The sequence below is a fragment of the Massilia oculi genome (genome assembly GCF_003143515.1).
Lineage (GTDB): Bacteria > Pseudomonadota > Gammaproteobacteria > Burkholderiales > Burkholderiaceae_D > Telluria > Telluria oculi.
Genome location: NZ_CP029343.1, coordinates 3,459,702 through 3,477,372 on the forward strand (window position 1 = coordinate 3,459,702; position 17,671 = coordinate 3,477,372).

Genomic DNA, 17,671 nt, shown 5'->3' on the forward strand with positions numbered 1-17,671 from the left:
CCGTAGTGGCGGGTGAAGCATGAGGGCGCGCACCGTGAAACCGCTGCACGCGGGCGATCCGGCGATTGCCGGCGGCTTCCACGGCCACCTGGTCGGCTTCATCGACTGGCTGCGGGCGATGCGCTATTCCGAGCACACGATCAGGACGCGCCGTATCGACCTGGGCTACTTCATCGACTGGTGCGAGGAGCGCGGCATCCGCAGGCCGGACGAGGTGACGCGGGCCATGCTGGAGCGCTACCGGCAGTACGTGTTCGCCTACCGCCGGCAGCGCGACGGCCAGCCGCTGTCGTTCAACTGCCAGGGCACGCGGCTGGTCGCGGTGCGGGTGTTCTTCCGCTGGCTGACGCGCCAGCATCACCTGCTATTCAACCCGGCCGGCGAGATGGACCTGCCGAAAAAGGAGACGCGCCTGCCGCGCCATGTCTTGACCGTGGCCGAGGTCGCGCAGGTCATCGACGCGGCCGGCAGCGGCGAACTCGGCCTGCGCGACCGGGCCATCCTCGAGACGCTGTACAGCACCGGCATGCGGCGCGCCGAACTGGTCGCGCTGGACCTGGCCGACGTCGACGCCGAACGCGGCACAGTGCTGATCCGGCAGGGCAAGGGCAGGAAGGACCGCATGGTGCCGATCGGGGACCGGGCGCTGGCCTGGCTTGCCAGGTATGGCGACGAGGTGCGGGCCAATCAGGGCGGCGAAGCGCACGCGCTGTTCCTCTCCAGGCAGGGCCTGCGGCTGACCGGCAAGCAGCTCTCGGGGATCGTCAAGAAGGCGATCGACGGCGCGCAGCTGGAGCGTGTGCAGCTGTCAGGGCCGCTGAACAGTTCCTGCCACCTGTTCCGTCACGCCTGCGCCACGCACATGCTGGAGAACGGCGCCGACGTGCGTTTCATCCAGGCGCTGCTTGGGCACGCCAACCTGGGCACGACGGAGATCTACACGCGCGTGGCGATCGTCAAGCTCAAGCAGGTGCATGAGGCGACCCATCCGGCCCGCCTGCACGGCCCAGGCACCGGCGAGCAGGCGTAGAACCCTGGTCAGGCCCACAAAGCGCGCTCGTTCCTCGCTTGCCGCCGCGCTTCGCCGTCAGTCGGAAAACAGCCATGCAAAGGCACAGCCCCGCCGGGGTAAATCGCGCGTGCCGCGCGCTTTAACATAACGCGGCATTCTGTCAAATCGTCCCATTCACTACGCTGCGCTGCGTTCGGTGGGCCGATCGCTGCGCGCCCTGCGGGTTGACAGAATAGGCGTTATGTCTTGCGCCCCTGCGGGTTTGCCAGGCCAATGCGTGCGCCGCCGGCGCATGGTTTTGTCCAGGCGCTACGCGCAGTCCACCATACGGGGTAAAGCCAGTCAGGTGTACAGGGCGCGCTCCTGCGTCGCTTGCCGCCGCGCTCCGCCGTCAGTCAGTTGAAACCCACGCAAACCCAACTCCAGCGGCCAAGTGGGGCCATTAATAAACAGGCAAAGAAACAGCTTGTCGCACGCGCGTACGCGAGCCAAAATCGCGTCTAGGGAAAAATTCGCTCTTTACGCACAATCCGCCAGCAAAACCCTGCGCCAAGTCCTTGAAGGGTCTAGGGGAAATCGGTTCGCCTACGACAAACGCATGTCGGGTGGACGATTCTTGAGCATTGATCCGGTGACCACGGACGCCAATACCGGAGGGAGTTTCAATCGTTACGCGTACGCCAACAACAACCCGCATAAGTACATAGACCCCGATGGGCGCGCAGTCGAAACGCCGTGGGACGCTGCTAACGTTGCGATGGATATCGTTAGCCTTAGTCGGAACCTAGCAGTTGGAAATTATAGTGGTGCAGCTGTCGATGCAATCGGCCTTCTCTATGACGGGTTTGCGACTGCTGTGCCTGGTCTTCCTGGAGGTGCAGGTACGTTAATTAACGCGTCGCGAGCAGGCGTTCAAGCTAACAAAGCTGCAGGTGATGCATTTCAAAGTAAAGTCGCTGCGCGGGTGAAAAGTAGCGGAAAGCAAGTTGGCGAAGAGGTAACCATAAAGACTGCAAGTGGAGTGAAAACTAGAATGGATATCGTCGCGCGGGATACGAATGGCAATATCATATGTACCGAATGCAAAGCATCTGCGACTGCGCCTTTAACAAAGAATCAAACAAAAGCTCACCCTGAAATCGCGCAGAGTGGTGGAGTGGTAGTTGGAAAAGGGAAGGACGGTTTTCCAGGGGGGACTATAATACCGCCTCAAAAAGTTGATGTAATTAGACCGTTGTAAAGTAATTAGCTATAGAGATCCCCATGACAATTGAGCAAGCAGGGGTAGTCGATTTTATCAGTATCGACTCAACGACTGGCGAGGTGATATTGACCATTTCAGATCATCTTCAATGGGATGCTGAAAACGAGCATCTTCTATTGCTTCAAGAGAAGCTCAACAGTTACTTGGCCTTCGTGGAAAGTGATGAAATTATTAAAACTTTTCCTGATACAGAGGAAAGGCCTGTGGCTATTCATTTGGCTTGTAAATATTCGCCAAGTCTGCAGGGCATTGGATTTCTTGAAAAGGTAACGGCATTTATTCATGATGCAGGGTTTAAGTTTTCCTATAGTGTTTTACCAGATTGACGGAAGCTGCGGTAGCAGGCGGTGTCGGTGCTAAGTCGGCTGCGCAGGTGGCTAGAGTGGCGCGCCCGTGGCGTGCAGCAGATCGAGACCTCGCGCAAGCTGTGGCGGGTGCCGCGCTTCGACCTGGTGTAGGTGCATAACCTGCTGTCGTGGGAAGAACACCTCACGATCCTATTGTCGATGAAGAAGGAAGCGCGGCTGCGCTACGTCGGCATCACGACTTCCGAAGAGCGCCGCCACGGCGAGATCGAGAAGATCATGGCGTCGCAACCCATCGACTTCATGCAGGTCTCTTACAACGCCCTCGATCGCGAGCGAGAGCAGCGCATCCTGCCGTTGGCGCGCGAGCGCCGCATTGGGGTGTTCGTCAACTGGCCCTTCCTCCGGAGAGATTTGACGCAGGTACTGGCCGGCAATCCGCTGCTCGGATGGGCTGCGGAGATCCGCTGCACCACCTGATACCAGGCGCTACTGAAGCTGACTTTCAAAAATACCGGCAACGTCACGTGGAGCCGGAGCGAGTTATACCGTATTGGCACGAGCAACCCCGTCGACAATACGAGCTTCGGTACTGTGCGTGTCGATTTGGGCGTGGCCAGCGTGGCTCCGGGACAATCGGCGACCTTCAACTTTCAGGTGAAGGCACCGGCAACTGCGGGCAGCTACCTGTTCGACTGGGGAATGCTGTGGGAATATCACTTGCGTTTCGGGCAGACCAGCCCCTCGAAGAAGTCGCTGTAGGCCATCTCCTGCTTCGTCGCTTTCTGGGTGGCGGCGCCGTAGCCCTGTGTCACGAACGGCAGGTTCAAGCTATCGCATAACGCGGCGATACGCTCATGCTGCAGGTTCATGCCGCCACCCCTTCCGATACCCGCACCAGCAGCGCGTCGTACACCTGCAGCGGATGCTGCAATGGAGACGGTTGTGCGATCCGGTCCACTACTGCCGCCGGCCGTGGCGCCGCAGGGGCTGCGGTAGCCGGCTGCGGCCTAGCTGCTGCGATGTCCGCGCGCCATGGTGCCGGCAACGGTTGCAGGTGCTGCGCCTCTCGCTTCAATGCTTCGGCTGGCGGCTCCCCGGTCGTGCCGTGGATGCGCGCATTGGTCACTTCGCGCAGCCAGTGGGCCGCCTCTACGTTGGCGGTCACGACATCGAGCTTCTGGCCGTTTTGCGCCAGCCGGCTCGCCAGCGGAACATAGAATGGACGACGCAGGTAACCGTTGAACCGCTCGACCTTGCCCTTGGTCTTGGGCCCGGTACGGCTGGCACAGCTTGAGTACGAAGCCGCTATGCCTGGCGTAGTCCAGGAAGCCGGCGTGGAAGCGGTGCTCGCCCTCACCGTACGCATCGCGCTCCAGTACCCCCGTCTTCATGTTGTCATACTGGACCCGCCGCGTCACGCCGCCGAACGCTGCAAAGGCGCGCTCGTGGCAGGCGATCAGGGTTTCCACTTTCATGTTGCTGACGAACTCCACATAGCTGGCCCGGCTAAAGCCGAGCGTCGCGCAAAACGCGTGCAACGGCGCGCTGCCTTTGCGGAATTCGACCCAATCCACCTGCAGCTGCTCGCCCATCGCCGTCTCAAAGCGCACCACCGGATCGGCAGGAGGCGCTGGGCGCAAGGTGCGCATGAAGGCCCTCAACTGGCTCATGCCGCCCTCGTAGCCGCGCGCGGCGATCTCGCAGTACAGCACAGTGGCCGGAATCACGTCGGGCTGAGCGGCTGCTGCCGATCTCTCAGGTACGGCTCGAATTGCGCCAGCTTCGTCTGGCGCTTGACCTTGCGTTCGTACTTCAGCACGGCCTCCAGGGCCAAGTGCCGGCGCACCGTGTTCACTGCGCAGCCTACCTCGGCGGCGATTTGCCGAAGGCTTAACCCATGCTTCTTCAGGAGTTGAATTTCCACATACACCTCTTTGGGTTTCAAGGCCGCTCCGCAAAGCGGCCATCTTCTCAAAATCGTGTATCAGTTTTCAATTGCTGCCTGTATCAGTTTACAACTGCGGCTGACAATAGAACCCAGCCCGCGCCACCTTCAAAACACGACACATCATCACAAGCGAAAACTCGTGCCGGTGCTCGTTCATAAACCGATACTTTACTCGGGCTCCCTGGTAAAGTACCGTGCGGCTTTTTTAGCAGATCTCGCTGCTCTTCCAGCCGGCGCATTGGGAACGCAGCCGCAAGATTTCGCTTTTCGCCTCGACCAGCTCGGCACTTTGCTTCTCATCCTTGGTCGGCATGACCGCCTTGACCCACTTGTACAAACTGTGGGAAGACACGCCCAGCCGGGTCGCCACTTCCGGCACCGGGTAGCCCCGTTCGACCACCTGTCTGACTGCCTCTTCCTTGAATCCCGGGGAGTAACGCTGTGTACTCATTCATTTCTCCTATGCTCAAATCATAGGTCAGAAATGTCTACCCGAGTGGTGGTAGTCCAATGTCGCGACAGATACGTAATCTGTCGAGTCCAGTTTGGTCATAAACGCGTTTAACGAATGTAGAAAATCGACGCTGCTCGCCTCGGTCACTTTGCCGTAGATGTGCATGAAAACCCAGCGTGTGGCCCGGTCGATGGCGAAGGACAGATAATCGGCGTCTGCGACGCCAGCTGGGCGACAAGCCGCCATCCGGGCCGGAACAGCGCTGACGGCAGCGCCATCTCATCTTCAGACGCAGTATCCTGTCGATTCCTGCACTCAGCCATGCGAGGAACAAGGATGACACTGGACTCGCCTTCACGCCGCCGCCTGCTGCAAGCCATGCTCGCCGCATCCGGCAGCCTGGCCCTGCCAGCGCTGCACGCCGCACCGGCCCCCGCGCCGCTGCTCACCCGCCCGATTCCCTCGTCCGGCGAGCAGATTCCCGTCATCGGCCTGGGTAGCTGGATCACCTTCAACGTTGGCCGCGACCCGCAGGCGCGCAAGGAGTGCCAGGACGTGATGCGCCAGTTCTTCGCCGGCGGCGGCAGGATGATCGACTCGTCTCCGATGTACGGCTCGGCCCAGGACGTGATCGGCGAAGCCGTGCAAGCCATCAAGCCGCCGGCCTTGTTCTCGGCCGACAAGGTATGGATCAGCGGCGGCGCTCGTGGCGTGCAGCAAATCGAGACTTCCCGCAAGCTGTGGCGCGTGCCGCGCTTCGACCTGCTGCAGGTGCATAACCTGCTGTCGTGGGAAGAGCACCTCAAGACCCTGCTGGCGATGAAGAGGGAAGGGCGGCTGCGCTACGTCGGCATCACGACGTCCGAAGGCCGGCGCCACGGCGAGATCGAGAAGATCATGGCGTCACACCCCATCGACTTCGTACAAATCTCGTACAACGCCCTCGATCGTGAGGTGGAGGGGCGTATCCTGCCGCTGGCGCGCGAGCGCCGCATCGGCGTGATCGTCAACCGGCCGTTCCGCCAGGGGGACCTGACCCAGACGCTGGCCGGCAAACCGCTGCCCGGCTGGGCCGCGGACATCGGCTGCAGCACCTGGGCCCAGGCGCTGCTGAAGTTCATCGTGTCCCACCCCGCCGTCACCTGCGCGATCCCCGCCACCTCGAGCGTGGCCCACGTGCGCGAAAACCTGCTGGCCGGCGCCGGCCGCATGCCCGACGAGGCCCTGCGCAAGCGCATCGCCCAGGATGCCGAAAGGCTGGCATGAGCGAGTGGTGGACCTATACGCTGTCGGATTTTCTGATGTTCTCGCAGCGCAGCTACTACCGGCTCATCGCCCTGTACAACGAGGCGGTCTGGCCCGCGCACCTGATGGCGCTGGCGGCCGGCCTGATCGTCATCGGCGGCATCGCGCGCCCTGGCGTCCACATCCGCCGCATCGCGCTGCTGGTGCTGGCCGTGGCCTGGGGCTGGGTAGGTTGGGCGTACCACCTGGAACGCCATGCGGACATCAACACCGCCGGCCCCTGGTTCGCGCTCGCCTTCGGCGTGCAGGCCGTGATGCTGTGCTTCATGGCGCTGCGGCCGCGCGCGGCGACGCCGGCCGGCATGCAGAAGCAGGTGGCGCTGGGGCTGACCGGCCTGGCGGTGATCGCCTACCCGCTGCTGGCGCCAGGCAGCGGCCGTGGCTGGAACCAGGCCGAGGTGTTCGGCATCGCGCCCGATCCGACCGCGATCGCGACTCTGGGCGTGCTGCTGGCCAGCCGCGCGCACCCGGTTGCCTGGCTGATACCGCTGGCGTGGTGCGCGGTGAGTGGGGCGACCCTGATGGAGCTGCATGTCGGTTACGCCTGGTTGCTGCCGACGTTCGCCATTCTTGCGGTTGCGGCTGGATTACTCTTCAGGCATGCGAGGCATTCGCCAGTACATTGAGCGGCTATTTTCCGCTGTCAGGCAGCTTACGCGCGAGCAGCTGTTTGAGTGAGGTGTCCGACATGCCAGGATATCGAATGTCGCCGATTCGCCATGCACCCTCGTTTTTGGCCAAGCGATATTCCAGCTTTACCCTCTCGCCATGAGCAGGATAGGTAAATTCGACAGCCACGATATCGTTTGGCATGGAACGGATCGACAAGTCGACTGCAGCAGGGTCCTGTGAGGCGAAGATCGGGTCGAAGTCGAGATTGCAGATCCCACCGGCCTTGGCGGCGCACTGACGATCCTTGATCAATAGAGACGTCAGCTCCTGGTCGAAATAACGACGAAGGACCCGCTCCTCTTACTGCACGAGCGGTTTGCCAAAGACATCGTCGGAGCTTGACAGTACCTGCCATGCGAAGGCTTTCTACAGACTGCCGACAATGGCGATCTTCTCGTCGGGTACGAGTGGCGCCGCACTTGTCTGCGTCACGAGCACGAAAGCCAACGCTATCGCTCCAAGCACACGATTAAGGACGGTAGACAGCATAGTCAGGCCTTTCCCTGCGGTAGGTTGGACCTGCCCAGAAGTCCCTTTGGGCGAAATCGGATACCCACTTTTCTCCGTCGAATCCAGCAATATGGCCTGCTGGATTTCCACCTTGATACGGTTGGATGACCACGATATCGCCTTTGAGAAATCTGCATTGTTCTGGACTAGGAACAGCGATAGAACGGAATCCATTTCTCGTCAGGATAGGCTCCTAGTCCTTTGCTCTCAGCGGATGTCCTGCGGTATCGGCGCCACCAGCTTCGAGTGCCAACCGGGTGGAACGAGCGCATCTTCCCTGACTTTGATTGACGGCATGCGCACGCAAGTAGGATACAAACTTCTCCACGTCGATAGACATGATTATTGGCGTGTCGTTGAAAACACATCCAATGATTGTCGCTCGGCAGGTGGGCACATTGTGCACTCGCATCCATTTGCCAACGCCAAGTAGCCTTGGTAACGCGCTACAAGGCCGGATGCCTCAGCAAAAGATCTTTAGCTCGACAACAGATTGCCCGACCTGAACGAGTCCGCCCCCGCCACCTTACACACGTGCATCCCGCGCAGCAGGTGCCGGTGCGCCGTGCTGGCGAACAGCAACCCCGGACGGCTGGCCGCCACCGGCGTGACCTGGCCGCTGACCGGATTGACGATGTCCGCGATCGGCTCTCCCGCCGCCACCTGGTCGCCCAGCTTCTTGCGAAACACCAGAACGCCCGCATGCGGCGCCGCCAGGGGCTCGACCGCGTCCAGCGGCGTCGGGCCGCATTGCCCGGCAGGCAGAGGGGCCACCGGGATGTCGAGCACGCCCTGGTGCGCCAGGTACTGCAGGATGGCGTCGGCATCCCGCTGCGCATAGTCGTAGTTGACGTCGTTCTCGCCGCGCAGCTCGACGGTGACGGCGGCGCAGGCGGGCGGGATGACGGCGTCCGTAAAATGGTCGGCCAGGTCCCACCACACCCGGCTGCAGGCTTCGTCGAAGGCTTCGCCGCCCGACTCCTTCGCCACCAGCAGCACGCGCGCGCCCATCAGGTCGGCCAGCGGCTGGATCACGTCGACCAGCGGCGTGCCGGTGTACATGTGCAGCACCGCCTCGTTATCGCAGTGCAGGTCGAGCACGATGTCGGCGTCGATCGCCATCGTCAGCAGGAGTTTCTTGAGCGTGGCGGCATTGTCCGCGGGTTCCCAGGCGGCCACCTCGTTGCGGGCCAGCTCGCGGATCAGCGCGACGTTGGCCGCGGCGTCCTGGCCCAGCCGGCCCTCGAGCGTGTCCTTGAGGGCGGCCGCGACGTGGCGGTAGGAGCGATTGAAGTTCAGGCCGGTGGACAGGTCGTAGCGGCCGAACGGCGCGCCATGCAGCACCTGGGACAGGCCGAGCGGGTTGGCGGCCGGGACCAGGACGATCTCTCCCTGGATGCGCCCCTCGGCATCGAGCTTGTCGAGCTGGCCGCGCAGCAGGTGCGCGACCAGCATCGCCGGCACTTCGTCGGCGTGGATCGCGGCCTGGATGTACACCTTCTTGCCGCTGCCCGGTGCGCCATAGTGGAACGACGTCAGGTTCAGGGTGGCGACACTGTCTTCGATGGCGATCGGGTGTTTCGTCGAGTGCATGGCAAGAGGCTCCGGCGTTGCTGGGGTAAGACACCGATTATGCGCGATTCCGCCCTGCCACCACGCACGACCGGAAGGGGAGAAGGGCTGCGCTATAATGACAGCCGTTTTTTCCGCATATTCCACACTCCCCATGTCTTCTGAAAAGCCCACCAGTGGTCCGGCACGGTCCATGCTGTACGATCCCACCGAACACCGCATCCGCAGTTTCGTCACGCGCGCAGGGCGGTTGTCGACCGCGCAGGCGCGGGCTTTCGAGGAGCATGGTCCGAAGTTCCTGATCGAGTACAAGAAGGAGCCGCTCGATCTCGCGCGCGCTTTTGGTCGTCATGCGCCGGTCGTCCTCGAGATCGGCTTCGGCATGGGCGACACCACGGCCCATATCGCGAAGCTGATGCCCGAGACGGACTTCCTGGGCGTCGAGGTGCACACGCCGGGCGTGGGCAGCCTGCTCAAGCAGATCGGCGAGCAGGACATCGCCAACCTGCGTCTGGTCCAGCACGACGTGTTCGAGGTGCTGAACCACATGATCGCGGACGGCGCGCTGCACGGCGTGCACGTGTTCTTCCCCGATCCATGGCACAAGGCGCGCCACAACAAGCGCCGCCTGATCCAGCCGGCCTTCGTCAAGCTGCTGTGCCAGAAGATCGCTCCTGGCGGCTACCTGCACCTGGCGACCGACTGGGAGGACTATGCGGTGCAGATGCTCGAGGTGTTGAGCGCCGAGCCGGAGCTGGTCAATACCGCCGAGGGTTATGCGCCGCAGCCGGCATACCGTCCGCTGACCAAGTTCGAGAACCGCGGCATCAAGCTGGGCCACGGGGTGTGGGACCTGGTCTTCACGCGCAAATAAGCACCAGGCCGGGGGCGGATCGTCGTTCGCTCCCCTGCCTTCGTCGTTCGTCGCCACTTGCTGTGCCGGGGTGCCGGAAATTCCTAGACTGGACTTGTTGATATACATTAACGAGCACGGAGGAGAGCGGCATGTGGAAGCGCATCGAACAATGGAACCGTGAGGTAGAGGCGGAGCAGCTTGCGGTGCTCCGCGATCCAACGCTGGTGGCGCAAGTGCCGGCCGGCTGCCGCCGTTTCTTCGCCCGCAAGCTGGCGCAAATGTCGCCTGCCGAGCGTGAATCCCTTTATCAGTTTTCCAGTACCGTCAGCACCTCGGCAGCCCTGCTTGCGCTGCTCAAGCTCTTCGTCGTCCTGTCGGTGCTCGGTTTCCTGATCAATCTCGCTTACTTGCCTGCCAGGCCGTGGTGGCATACGGTCCTCGCCGCCAATGTGATCGGGCTCGCGATGGCCATGTCGCTGCTGGGCGTCTGGTTCAATTATGGGAAGATCGTGCGCGCCAAGGGCAAGGCGCTGGGCACGATCGTCGGCCTTGGCCTGGTGGGCGGGCTGTTTGGTGGATTGACCGCCATGTTCGAGACGGGGGGGAACTGGTCAGTCCTGCTCGACAGGCTGCCCAGGATCGTCGTGACCGTGACGATCGTCGTGACCGCGCTGGTGGCGATACCGACCATCGTGATTGCCGTGCTGCGTAATCGCCACTATCAGCTCCTGGCCGAGCAACTCCGGCGCGACGCCGAGCAGGAGCGCCTGGCGCGCGAGCTGAGCGAAACCCAATTGCGCCTCCTGCGTGCCCAGATCGAGCCGCACTTCCTGTTCAACACCCTGGGCGCGGTGCAGCAGCTGGCCGAGCAGGGTGCCCCACGCGCCGCCGAACTCACGTCCCACCTGATCGACTTCCTGCGCGCCAGCATGAGCGATATGCGCTGCGAACAGGTCGCACTGGCGACCGAATTCGGCCTGGTCGACTCCTATCTGCGGGTGATGCAGATCCGGATGGGCGAGCGCCTGCGCTACACGGTCGATGTGCCCGATGCATTGGCCGCCACCCGGATCCCCAGCATGCTGGTGCTGACCCTGGCCGAAAATGCGATCAAGCACGGCATCGAGCCATCCCTGCACGGCGGCGAGATCGCGGTCACGGCCCACGACGACGACGGGACGATCCGCATCCGGGTGCGCGACAGCGGCGTCGGCATGAGCGACACGCCGGGCGCCGGCGCCGGCCTGGAGAACGTGCGCCACCGCCTGCGCCTGGCCTACGGCGACGGCGCCTGCCTGTTGCTGAGTGAAGCCGAACCTGGCCTGCTGGCCGAAATCGCCATCCCCTGCAAGGAGCGAGCATGAGTATCAACGTGCTGGTCGCCGAAGACGAACCATTGATGCGCGAGCGCCTGCTAGGCATGCTGGCCACGGCCTGGCCCGAAGCGCAGGTGGTGGCGGCTTCCGAAAACGGCATCGATGCCTGGGACGCCTGGCTCGGGCACGAGCCGCAGGTGGTCTTCCTCGACATCCGCATGCCGGGCATGTCGGGCCTGGAAGTCGCGGAGCGCATCGGCCGCCGTTCGCACGTGGTGTTCGTCACTGCCTACGACCAGTATGCGGTCGATGCCTTCGACACCGGCGCGGTCGACTACCTGCTCAAACCCATCCAGCCGGGGCGGCTCGACAAGGCCCTGGCGCGCCTGCGGGAGAAGCTGGACACCCGTCCGGACGATGTCAGCGAGGTGGTGCGGCAGGTGAAGGCGGCGTCGCCGCAAGCGAAGCGCGAAAAGCTCAAATGGCTCAAGGCCAGCGTCGGCAAGCAGATTCGCCTGATCGACGTCGACGAAGTCCTGTTCTTCCAGGCCGACAGCAAGTACACGCGGGTGGTGCTGGCCGATTCGGAGGCGCTGGTGCGCATCCCGCTCAAGGATCTGGTGGGCGGGCTCGACCCTAGCCTGTTCTGGCAGATCCACCGCGGCACGCTGGTGAACGTGAATGCGATCCGGGCGGCCGAGCGGGTCGACGCCGAACGCATGCAGGTGCTGCTGCGCGGCAGCGACGAGGTGCTCCCGGTCAGCCGCAGTTTCACTTACCTGTTCCGGGAATGATCCGGTCAGCTCATCTCGTTGATGATGGCGACGATCTCGTCGCCATACGAGACGAGCTTCTTCTCGCCCACGCCCGACACGCCGCGCAGCTGGTCGATCGAGGACGGCTTGACCTTGGCGATCTCGCGCAGGGTCGCGTCCTGGAACACGACATAGGCCGGCACGCCGTGCTCGCGCGCCGTGCCCATGCGCCACGAGCGCAGGCGGTCGAAGATCGCCTGTTCGTCGCGCGACAGTTCGGTTTCTTCGTAGCTCGAGCGCGAGGTGGACGGACGCTTGGCCTTGACCGGCTTCTGGTACTGGCGCAACTGCACCTTCTGCTCGCCCTTGAGCACGGGCCGCGCCAGGTCGGTCAGTTTCAGGGAGCTGAAGGCGTCGTGATCGACCGTCACCAGACCGAGGGCGATCGCTTGCCGCAGGATGGCGCGCCATTCCTGTTCGCTGCGGTCGGCGCCGACGCCATACACGGTGAGCTTGTCGTGGTGCCACTGGCTGATGCGCTCGGTCTGCGCGCCGCGCAGCACGTCGATCACGTGGCCGCCGGCGAAGCGCTGGTCGACCCGGTAGATGGCCGACAGCAGCTTCTGCACCGGCACCGTGCCGTCGAAGCTGACCGGCGGCACCAGGCAGGTGTCGCAGTTGCCGCAGGGGCCGGAGCGCTCGCCGAAGTAGTCGAGCAGGCGCATGCGCCGGCAGGACAAGGTCTCGCATAGTCCGAGCATGGCGTCGAGTTTCATCGACAGCACGCGCTTGAAGGTTTCGTCGGCCTCGGATTCGTCGATCATGCGGCGCTGCAGGACGACGTCTTGCAGGCCGTAGGCCATCCAGGCGCTGGCCGGCAGGCCGTCGCGGCCGGCGCGGCCCGTCTCCTGGTAATAGCCCTCGATGCTCTTGGGCAGGTCGAGGTGGCAGACGAAACGCACGTCGGGTTTGTCGATGCCCATGCCGAAGGCGATGGTGGCCACCATGACGATGTTCTCTTCGCGCAGGAAGCGCGCCTGGTTGGCGGCGCGTACCGTGTGCTCCATGCCGGCGTGATAGGCCATGGCGCGGATGCCGTGCTCGTTCAGGAAGTCCGCCGTCTCTTCGACCTTCTTGCGCGACAGGCAGTAGACGATGCCGGAATCCTGCGGATGCTCGCTGCTGATGAAATCGATCAGCTGCTTGCGGCCGGTGGTCTTCTCGACGATCGAGTAGCGGATATTGGGCCGGTCGAACGACGAGACGAACTGGCGCGCGTCTTCCAGCTGCAGGCGGTGCGCGATCTCGGCCCGGGTCTGCTGGTCGGCGGTCGCGGTGAGCGCGATGCGCGGCACGTTGGGAAAGCGCTCGTGCAGGATCGACAGGCGGATGTATTCGGGGCGGAAGTCATGGCCCCATTGCGAGACGCAGTGGGCCTCGTCGATGGCGAACAGCGAGATACGGCTGCTTTCGAACAGCTCGAGGCAGCGCGGCGTCATCAGGCGCTCGGGCGCCACGTAGACGAGGTCGATCTCGCCACTGCGCACCAGGCGCTCGATGCGCATGGCTTCTTCGAAGCTCTGGGTCGAGTTGAGGAAGGCCGCGCGCACGCCGACTTCTTCGAGCGCATCGACCTGGTCTTGCATCAGCGCGATGAGCGGAGAGACGACGACGCCGACGCCGTCGCGCAGCAGGGCGGGAATCTGGTAGCACAGCGACTTGCCGCCGCCGGTCGGCATCAGGACCAGCGCGTCGCCACCGCTGGCCACGTGCTCGACGATCTCTCCCTGCTGCCCGCGGAAGGCGGGATAGCCGAAGACCGTCTCCAGCACATGGAGAGCGCGCGCGCCGAGGTCGGCGCCGATATCGGGATTCATACTGTCTGTTTCAGTGTTTGGATCAGGGGTACGGGCGCTAGTTTACTCCGACCAGTTGACCAAGCCAAAGTGAGCGGTTACCAGCACCAGGATACCGAATACGATACGGTACCAGGCGAAGATCGTGAAGTCGTGCGAGCTGATGTAGCGCAGCAGCCAGCGCACGCACAGGAAGGCCGCGATGAAGGCCGAGACGAAGCCGAGGCCGAACAGCGGGAAGTCGGCCATCGACAGTGCCTCGCGTTCCTTGACCACAGAATACACCGTAGCGCCAAGCATCGTCGGCATGGCAAGGAAGAACGAGAACTCGGTGGCCGCCTTGCGCGACAGGCCGAACAGCATGCCGCCGATGATGGTCGAGCCCGAACGGCTGGTGCCGGGAATCAGGGCGAAGGACTGGGCGAAGCCGACCTTCAGGGCATCGAGCGCCGTCATCTGGTCGACCGTCTCGACCCGCGGCGGCGTCGCGCGCTGGCGCTGGCGGTGTTCCACCCACAGGATGATGACGCCGCCCACGACCAGGGCGATCGCCACCGGCACCGGGTGGAACAGGAGTTCGGTGATCGTGGCGCTGAACAGCACGCCGGCAACGGCGGCCGGCATGAAGGCGATCGCGACATTGCGCGCGAAGCGCTGCTGGATCGGATCCGAGCCCAGCCCGGAAAACAGGCGCATGACGCGCTCGCGGTACTCCCAGACGACAGCCAGCACGGCCCCCAGCTGGATCACGATCTTGAATACCGTTTCCCTGACGCCCGTGAAGTTGAGCAGTTCGCCCGCAAGAATCAGGTGACCGGTGGAAGAAATCGGAAGAAATTCGGTGAAGCCCTCGACCAGGCCCATGATGATCGCCTTGATGGCGAGCGCAATATCCATGAATTGTGTTGGTGTGGAAGTGATCTGGGGACGAGCCGGCTCAGGCACGCCGACTCGGGCTCGAAGCTTACCATGAGCCGGGCCGCCACCGTTGTGCTAACTGAACCGTACGAGCAATTTTGCTGAGGCAATGTGCAGCCTTGGTGCGCCTGGAGCTGCGCGCGAATGAAAAAAGCGCTTGCCTCGAATGTGAAATCGCGTGCTAAACTAAATCCATGAGTAATCCTGCACTCACCCAATGAGTCTATTATTGGTCATCATCCTTGCCGCGCTGTCCTGGCTGGCATTTCATGACTGGCAGTTGCCCAACGCATTACGCTACCGACCCTTCCAGGGCCGGGTCTGGCGCAGTTCCTTCCCATCCGCATCCCGTAAAGACATCCGCGAATTCCTGTCGGTGTTCGGCGCCGCCTTCTCGTTCGGCGACAGCGACAAGCTGCACCTGCGCCCCGACGACCAGGTGCTGGGCGTGGTGCGCGCCGCCAGGTCCGCACGCTGGATGCCCGACGCGTCCGATATCGAGCCGCTGGCGCGCGCCCTGCGCGAGCGCTACGGCCTGCGCCTGGACGAGGTCTGGCATGACGGCCTGACCCTCGGCGGGTTGTTCCAGCGCGTGCAACAGGCGCGTGGAAAATCGGCGGTATAGCTCAGGAAGATGCGCAGGCAGGTGCAGTAGCCCTTTCCAGCTCGCTCAGCCAGCGGATCGCCTGCGGGCGATCGTCGCCGCACATCTCGTGCGACGGCTGCAGGCCGCCGCAGAAGACAGGCCGTTCCGGCTGACCAAAGATGCGGCAGCGCTCATCCTCCCCCAGTTGCACGCAACGCACCCCAGCTGGTTTGCCGTTCGGCATGCCTGGAATCGGGCTGGTGATCGAAGGCGCGGTGCAGCAGGCGCCGCATTGCGGCCGGCACTGGAAAGAGGCGGGCATGGATATCGAGGATTGCTTGAAACAGAGTCCGCCAGTATATCCCGCTCAGCTTTCATCGGCCTGCAACATCTTCGTGAAAACGGTTGAATCTACGGCTGCTACCACATTTCAACTAATATAGTTTCGGCGATACAACGTTTGCTTGACTGTGCCGCCGAGCGCGGTCTATATTAATTGTTCCTTAGATAATTTCTGGGCGGGAATATGGACTGCCAACTTGACAGCAAGCCGCGCTGGGAACGTCGCAAGGAAGCGCGTCCCAAGGAACTCCTGGCTTCCGCGATCGAGCTGTTCGTCGAACGTGGTTTCGCCTCGACGCGCCTGGAAGACGTGGCCCGCCGCGCCGGGGTGTCGAAGGGTACGCTCTACCTGTATTACGCCAACAAGGAAGACCTGTTCAAGGCCGTCGTGCGCCAGACCATCCTGCCGATGATCGACGATGCCGAGACCTCGGTGGCGGAGTTCGATGGCCATAGCGCCGACTTGCTGCGCCATGTGATCCTGTCCTGGTGGGTGCGCATCGGCTCGACCAAGGCTTCCGGCATCAGCAAGCTGATCCTCGCCGAAGCCGATAATTTCCCCGAACTGGCGCGCTTTTACCAGGAAGAGGTCATGTCGCGCCGCATGCGCATGATCTCGAACATGCTCGAACGCGGCATCCGCCGCGGCGAATTCCGCGCGATCGACGTGCCGCAGACGGCCCAGGTGCTGATCGCGCCGCTGCTGATGCTCTCCACCTGGAAGCATACGATCGCCCCTTGCGAGCGCTGCGACCTGCAGCCCGAGGCCTTCCTGGAAGCCTTCCTCGAGATCACCCTGCACGGCCTGCTTCCCGCATCCAAGTAACTTGTCAATCACGCCAGGGACGGATTTCTGGCGTTCATCCCCCTCAAACTGCAGACTGTCGCAATTTTCCTCTGGCTTGGCCGTGCATCGTTAAGATGTGCGTCCAGAGGCCATTGAGCGATTAGAATATCGGATTATTTATTTTTCCACCGAGAACTGAAATGAATATCGAACAAGCCCGCTTCAACATGATCGAACAGCAAATCCGTCCGTGGAACGTCCTGGACGAAGATGTGCTGGCGCTGCTGCACGTGGTTAAGCGCGAACAATTCGTGCCGAAGGCCTACGAGAACCTGGCCTTCGCGGATGTCGAGATCCCGTTGCCAGGCGGCGAGACGATGTTCAATCCGAAGGTTGAAGCGCGCATCGTGCAAGAGATCGCGGTGAAGAAGCATGAGAACGTGCTGGAGATCGGCACCGGTTCCGGCTACATGGCCGCGCTGCTGGCGCATACCGCGCGTCACGTGACCACGGTCGAGATCCAGCCAGAAAGCGTCACCCTGGCCAAGGAAAACCTGGCCAAGGCCGGCGTGACCAACGTCAGCGTGGAAGAAGGCAACGGCGCCCAGGGCTGGGCGGCGGGCACCGAATACGACGTGATCGTGGTCTCGGGTGGCTTGCCGGTGCTGCCGGAAGCGCTGGTCAAGCAGCTGAAGGTGGGCGGCCGCATGATCGTCATCCTGGGCGAGGCGCCGGCGATGACTTGCCAGCTGATCACCCGCACCTCGGAAACGGCGCGCGACGCGGTCAAGCTGTTCGAGACCGTGGCCAAGCCGCTGACCGGCGCCGAAGCGCCGTCGCGCTTCACCTTCTGAGGGCGATCGATGCGACAGATTACCGCACCCGAGTTGGCCGCCTGGCTGGCCGACCCGGCGCGCGAGCAGCCGCTGCTGCTCGACGTGCGCGAGGACTGGGAGTTCGAGACCTGCAAGATCGCAGGCTCGGTCCAGATCCCCATGCACCTGATTCCGGTCCGCGTGGGCGAGATCGACGACGACCGGGAAGTGGTGTGCATCTGCCACCACGGTGCGCGCAGCATGAACGTGGCTGCCTTCCTCGAGCGCAATGGGTTCAGTAACGTAACGAATTTAACGGGCGGGGTACACGCCTGGGCCGTACAGGTCGATCCGTCGATGCCGAAGTATTGACCTGATCCTCAACTAGATGACTC

The 17,671-nt window shown here is 62.9% G+C and carries 20 protein-coding genes and 2 pseudogenes; 14 read left to right on the top strand and 8 right to left on the bottom strand.

From position 1 onward, the window contains the following. The first annotated feature begins 19 nt into the window (after nt 1-19). From xerC to DIR46_RS27945, 5 genes are all read left to right on the top strand, one after another. Nucleotides 20-1,030, top strand: coding sequence for a site-specific tyrosine recombinase XerC (xerC, locus tag DIR46_RS15765; protein ID WP_109346068.1), 1,011 nt, complete (start codon nt 20-22; stop codon nt 1,028-1,030). A 598-nt stretch (nt 1,031-1,628) separates the two neighbouring features. Continuing rightward, the gene (locus tag DIR46_RS15770) at nt 1,629-2,252 is read left to right on the top strand and encodes an RHS repeat-associated core domain-containing protein (protein WP_162819526.1); all 624 of its coding nucleotides are present in this window, start codon (nt 1,629-1,631) and stop codon (nt 2,250-2,252) included. Nucleotides 2,253-2,275: 23 nt separating this feature from the next. Continuing rightward, nucleotides 2,276-2,602 carry a DUF6572 domain-containing protein gene (locus DIR46_RS15775; protein ID WP_109346070.1) on the top strand — a complete coding sequence of 109 codons (327 nt, stop codon included), beginning with the start codon at nt 2,276-2,278 and terminating at the stop codon, nt 2,600-2,602. Nucleotides 2,603-2,734: 132 nt separating this feature from the next. Then, the gene (locus DIR46_RS15780) at nt 2,735-3,061 is read left to right on the top strand and encodes an aldo-keto reductase family protein (protein WP_229446273.1); all 327 of its coding nucleotides are present in this window, start codon (nt 2,735-2,737) and stop codon (nt 3,059-3,061) included. Between the two features lie 72 nt (nt 3,062-3,133). Beyond that, a complete protein-coding gene (locus tag DIR46_RS27945; RefSeq protein WP_370659977.1) occupies nt 3,134-3,343 on the top strand; it encodes a hypothetical protein in 210 nt (69 codons plus the stop codon). Here DIR46_RS27945 and DIR46_RS15790 read toward each other — a convergent pair. From DIR46_RS15790 to DIR46_RS15800, 3 genes and pseudogenes are all read right to left on the bottom strand, one after another. After that, on the bottom strand, nt 3,298-3,453 hold the full coding sequence (locus DIR46_RS15790; protein ID WP_229446274.1) for a hypothetical protein: 156 nt from the start codon (nt 3,451-3,453) through the stop codon (nt 3,298-3,300). The genes DIR46_RS27945 and DIR46_RS15790 overlap by 46 nt on opposite strands. Further along, nucleotides 3,450-4,529, bottom strand: a pseudogene (gene istA, locus DIR46_RS15795) (IS21 family transposase). Before istA ends, DIR46_RS15790 begins: the two are co-directional and overlap by 4 nt. An 85-nt stretch (nt 4,530-4,614) precedes the next feature. After that, nucleotides 4,615-4,983, bottom strand: a pseudogene (locus DIR46_RS15800) (transposase); the annotation flags it as partial. Nucleotides 4,984-5,322: 339 nt separating this feature from the next. On the opposite strand from DIR46_RS15800, the gene DIR46_RS15810 reads away from it, so the two are divergent. Both DIR46_RS15810 and DIR46_RS15815 read left to right on the top strand, forming a co-directional pair. Further along, a complete protein-coding gene (locus DIR46_RS15810) occupies nt 5,323-6,252 on the top strand; it encodes an aldo/keto reductase (RefSeq protein WP_109346074.1) in 930 nt (309 codons plus the stop codon). Further along, a complete protein-coding gene (locus tag DIR46_RS15815) occupies nt 6,249-6,917 on the top strand; it encodes a DUF6064 family protein (RefSeq protein WP_109346075.1) in 669 nt (222 codons plus the stop codon). The genes DIR46_RS15810 and DIR46_RS15815 overlap by 4 nt, the downstream gene beginning before the upstream one ends. A 4-nt stretch (nt 6,918-6,921) precedes the next feature. On the opposite strand, the gene DIR46_RS27305 is transcribed toward DIR46_RS15815, so the two are convergent. Then, nucleotides 6,922-7,215, bottom strand: a complete 294-nt coding sequence (locus DIR46_RS27305) for a YqhG/Tai3 family protein (protein WP_229446275.1) — start codon at nt 7,213-7,215, stop codon at nt 6,922-6,924. A gap of 735 nt (nt 7,216-7,950) precedes the next feature. Then, nucleotides 7,951-9,066 carry a succinylglutamate desuccinylase/aspartoacylase family protein gene (locus DIR46_RS15830; protein WP_109346076.1) on the bottom strand — a complete coding sequence of 372 codons (1,116 nt, stop codon included), beginning with the start codon at nt 9,064-9,066 and terminating at the stop codon, nt 7,951-7,953. A gap of 172 nt (nt 9,067-9,238) precedes the next feature. On the opposite strand from DIR46_RS15830, the gene trmB reads away from it, so the two are divergent. From trmB to DIR46_RS15845, 3 genes are all read left to right on the top strand, one after another. After that, entirely contained in the window at nt 9,239-9,919 is a 681-nt protein-coding gene (trmB, locus tag DIR46_RS15835) for a tRNA (guanosine(46)-N7)-methyltransferase TrmB (protein WP_109346077.1), read from the top strand. A 131-nt stretch (nt 9,920-10,050) separates the two neighbouring features. Continuing rightward, complete coding sequence (locus tag DIR46_RS15840; RefSeq protein WP_109346078.1) at nt 10,051-11,265, top strand: sensor histidine kinase; 1,215 nt, start codon at nt 10,051-10,053, stop codon at nt 11,263-11,265. Next, nucleotides 11,262-12,011, top strand: coding sequence for a LytR/AlgR family response regulator transcription factor (locus DIR46_RS15845; protein ID WP_109346079.1), 750 nt, complete (start codon nt 11,262-11,264; stop codon nt 12,009-12,011). The genes DIR46_RS15840 and DIR46_RS15845 overlap by 4 nt, the downstream gene beginning before the upstream one ends. Nucleotides 12,012-12,016: 5 nt before the next feature. Here the strand turns inward: DIR46_RS15845 and recQ are convergent, their stop codons facing one another. Both recQ and DIR46_RS15855 read right to left on the bottom strand, forming a co-directional pair. Beyond that, nucleotides 12,017-13,849: a DNA helicase RecQ gene (recQ, locus tag DIR46_RS15850; protein WP_109346080.1), complete on the bottom strand. Its 1,833-nt coding sequence runs from the start codon at nt 13,847-13,849 to the stop codon at nt 12,017-12,019. Nucleotides 13,850-13,891: 42 nt separating this feature from the next. After that, nucleotides 13,892-14,725: an undecaprenyl-diphosphate phosphatase gene (locus tag DIR46_RS15855; RefSeq protein ID WP_109346081.1), complete on the bottom strand. Its 834-nt coding sequence runs from the start codon at nt 14,723-14,725 to the stop codon at nt 13,892-13,894. A 238-nt stretch (nt 14,726-14,963) separates the two neighbouring features. Here DIR46_RS15855 and DIR46_RS15860 point away from each other — a divergent pair, with 238 nt between their 5' ends. Beyond that, nucleotides 14,964-15,371 carry a hypothetical protein gene (locus DIR46_RS15860; RefSeq protein ID WP_109346082.1) on the top strand — a complete coding sequence of 136 codons (408 nt, stop codon included), beginning with the start codon at nt 14,964-14,966 and terminating at the stop codon, nt 15,369-15,371. 1 nt (nt 15,372) lies between these two features. Here the strand turns inward: DIR46_RS15860 and DIR46_RS15865 are convergent, their stop codons facing one another. After that, entirely contained in the window at nt 15,373-15,654 is a 282-nt protein-coding gene (locus DIR46_RS15865) for a YkgJ family cysteine cluster protein (protein ID WP_109346083.1), read from the bottom strand. 204 nt (nt 15,655-15,858) lie between these two features. On the opposite strand from DIR46_RS15865, the gene DIR46_RS15870 reads away from it, so the two are divergent. The 3 genes from DIR46_RS15870 to DIR46_RS15880 all read left to right on the top strand — a co-directional run bounded on the left by DIR46_RS15870 (nt 15,859) and on the right by DIR46_RS15880 (nt 17,648). Further along, nucleotides 15,859-16,500 carry a TetR/AcrR family transcriptional regulator gene (locus DIR46_RS15870; protein WP_109346084.1) on the top strand — a complete coding sequence of 214 codons (642 nt, stop codon included), beginning with the start codon at nt 15,859-15,861 and terminating at the stop codon, nt 16,498-16,500. A gap of 161 nt (nt 16,501-16,661) precedes the next feature. Beyond that, the gene (locus DIR46_RS15875; protein WP_109346085.1) at nt 16,662-17,315 is read left to right on the top strand and encodes a protein-L-isoaspartate O-methyltransferase family protein; all 654 of its coding nucleotides are present in this window, start codon (nt 16,662-16,664) and stop codon (nt 17,313-17,315) included. Between the two features lie 9 nt (nt 17,316-17,324). Continuing rightward, a complete protein-coding gene (locus tag DIR46_RS15880) occupies nt 17,325-17,648 on the top strand; it encodes a rhodanese-like domain-containing protein (protein ID WP_109346086.1) in 324 nt (107 codons plus the stop codon). Nucleotides 17,649-17,671: the final 23 nt, after the last annotated feature.

Excerpts from the sequence above, each read along its gene's own strand:
- DIR46_RS15810 (WP_109346074.1), top strand. The coding sequence starts at position 5,323 with ATGACACTGGACTCGCCTTCACGCCGCCGCCTGCTGCAAGCCATGCTC.
- DIR46_RS15855 (WP_109346081.1), bottom strand. The coding sequence starts at position 14,725 with ATGGATATTGCGCTCGCCATCAAGGCGATCATCATGGGCCTGGTCGAG.
- DIR46_RS15840 (WP_109346078.1), top strand. The coding sequence starts at position 10,051 with ATGTGGAAGCGCATCGAACAATGGAACCGTGAGGTAGAGGCGGAGCAG.
- DIR46_RS15880 (WP_109346086.1), top strand. The coding sequence starts at position 17,325 with ATGCGACAGATTACCGCACCCGAGTTGGCCGCCTGGCTGGCCGACCCG.
- DIR46_RS15860 (WP_109346082.1), top strand. The coding sequence starts at position 14,964 with ATGAGTCTATTATTGGTCATCATCCTTGCCGCGCTGTCCTGGCTGGCA.
- xerC (WP_109346068.1), top strand. The coding sequence starts at position 20 with ATGAGGGCGCGCACCGTGAAACCGCTGCACGCGGGCGATCCGGCGATT.
- DIR46_RS15775 (WP_109346070.1), top strand. The coding sequence starts at position 2,276 with ATGACAATTGAGCAAGCAGGGGTAGTCGATTTTATCAGTATCGACTCA.
- DIR46_RS15790 (WP_229446274.1), bottom strand. The coding sequence starts at position 3,453 with ATGAACCTGCAGCATGAGCGTATCGCCGCGTTATGCGATAGCTTGAAC.
- DIR46_RS15865 (WP_109346083.1), bottom strand. The coding sequence starts at position 15,654 with ATGCCCGCCTCTTTCCAGTGCCGGCCGCAATGCGGCGCCTGCTGCACC.
- DIR46_RS15845 (WP_109346079.1), top strand. The coding sequence starts at position 11,262 with ATGAGTATCAACGTGCTGGTCGCCGAAGACGAACCATTGATGCGCGAG.
- DIR46_RS15815 (WP_109346075.1), top strand. The coding sequence starts at position 6,249 with ATGAGCGAGTGGTGGACCTATACGCTGTCGGATTTTCTGATGTTCTCG.
- trmB (WP_109346077.1), top strand. The coding sequence starts at position 9,239 with ATGCTGTACGATCCCACCGAACACCGCATCCGCAGTTTCGTCACGCGC.
- recQ (WP_109346080.1), bottom strand. The coding sequence starts at position 13,849 with ATGAATCCCGATATCGGCGCCGACCTCGGCGCGCGCGCTCTCCATGTG.
- DIR46_RS15875 (WP_109346085.1), top strand. The coding sequence starts at position 16,662 with ATGAATATCGAACAAGCCCGCTTCAACATGATCGAACAGCAAATCCGT.
- DIR46_RS15830 (WP_109346076.1), bottom strand. The coding sequence starts at position 9,066 with ATGCACTCGACGAAACACCCGATCGCCATCGAAGACAGTGTCGCCACC.
- DIR46_RS15870 (WP_109346084.1), top strand. The coding sequence starts at position 15,859 with ATGGACTGCCAACTTGACAGCAAGCCGCGCTGGGAACGTCGCAAGGAA.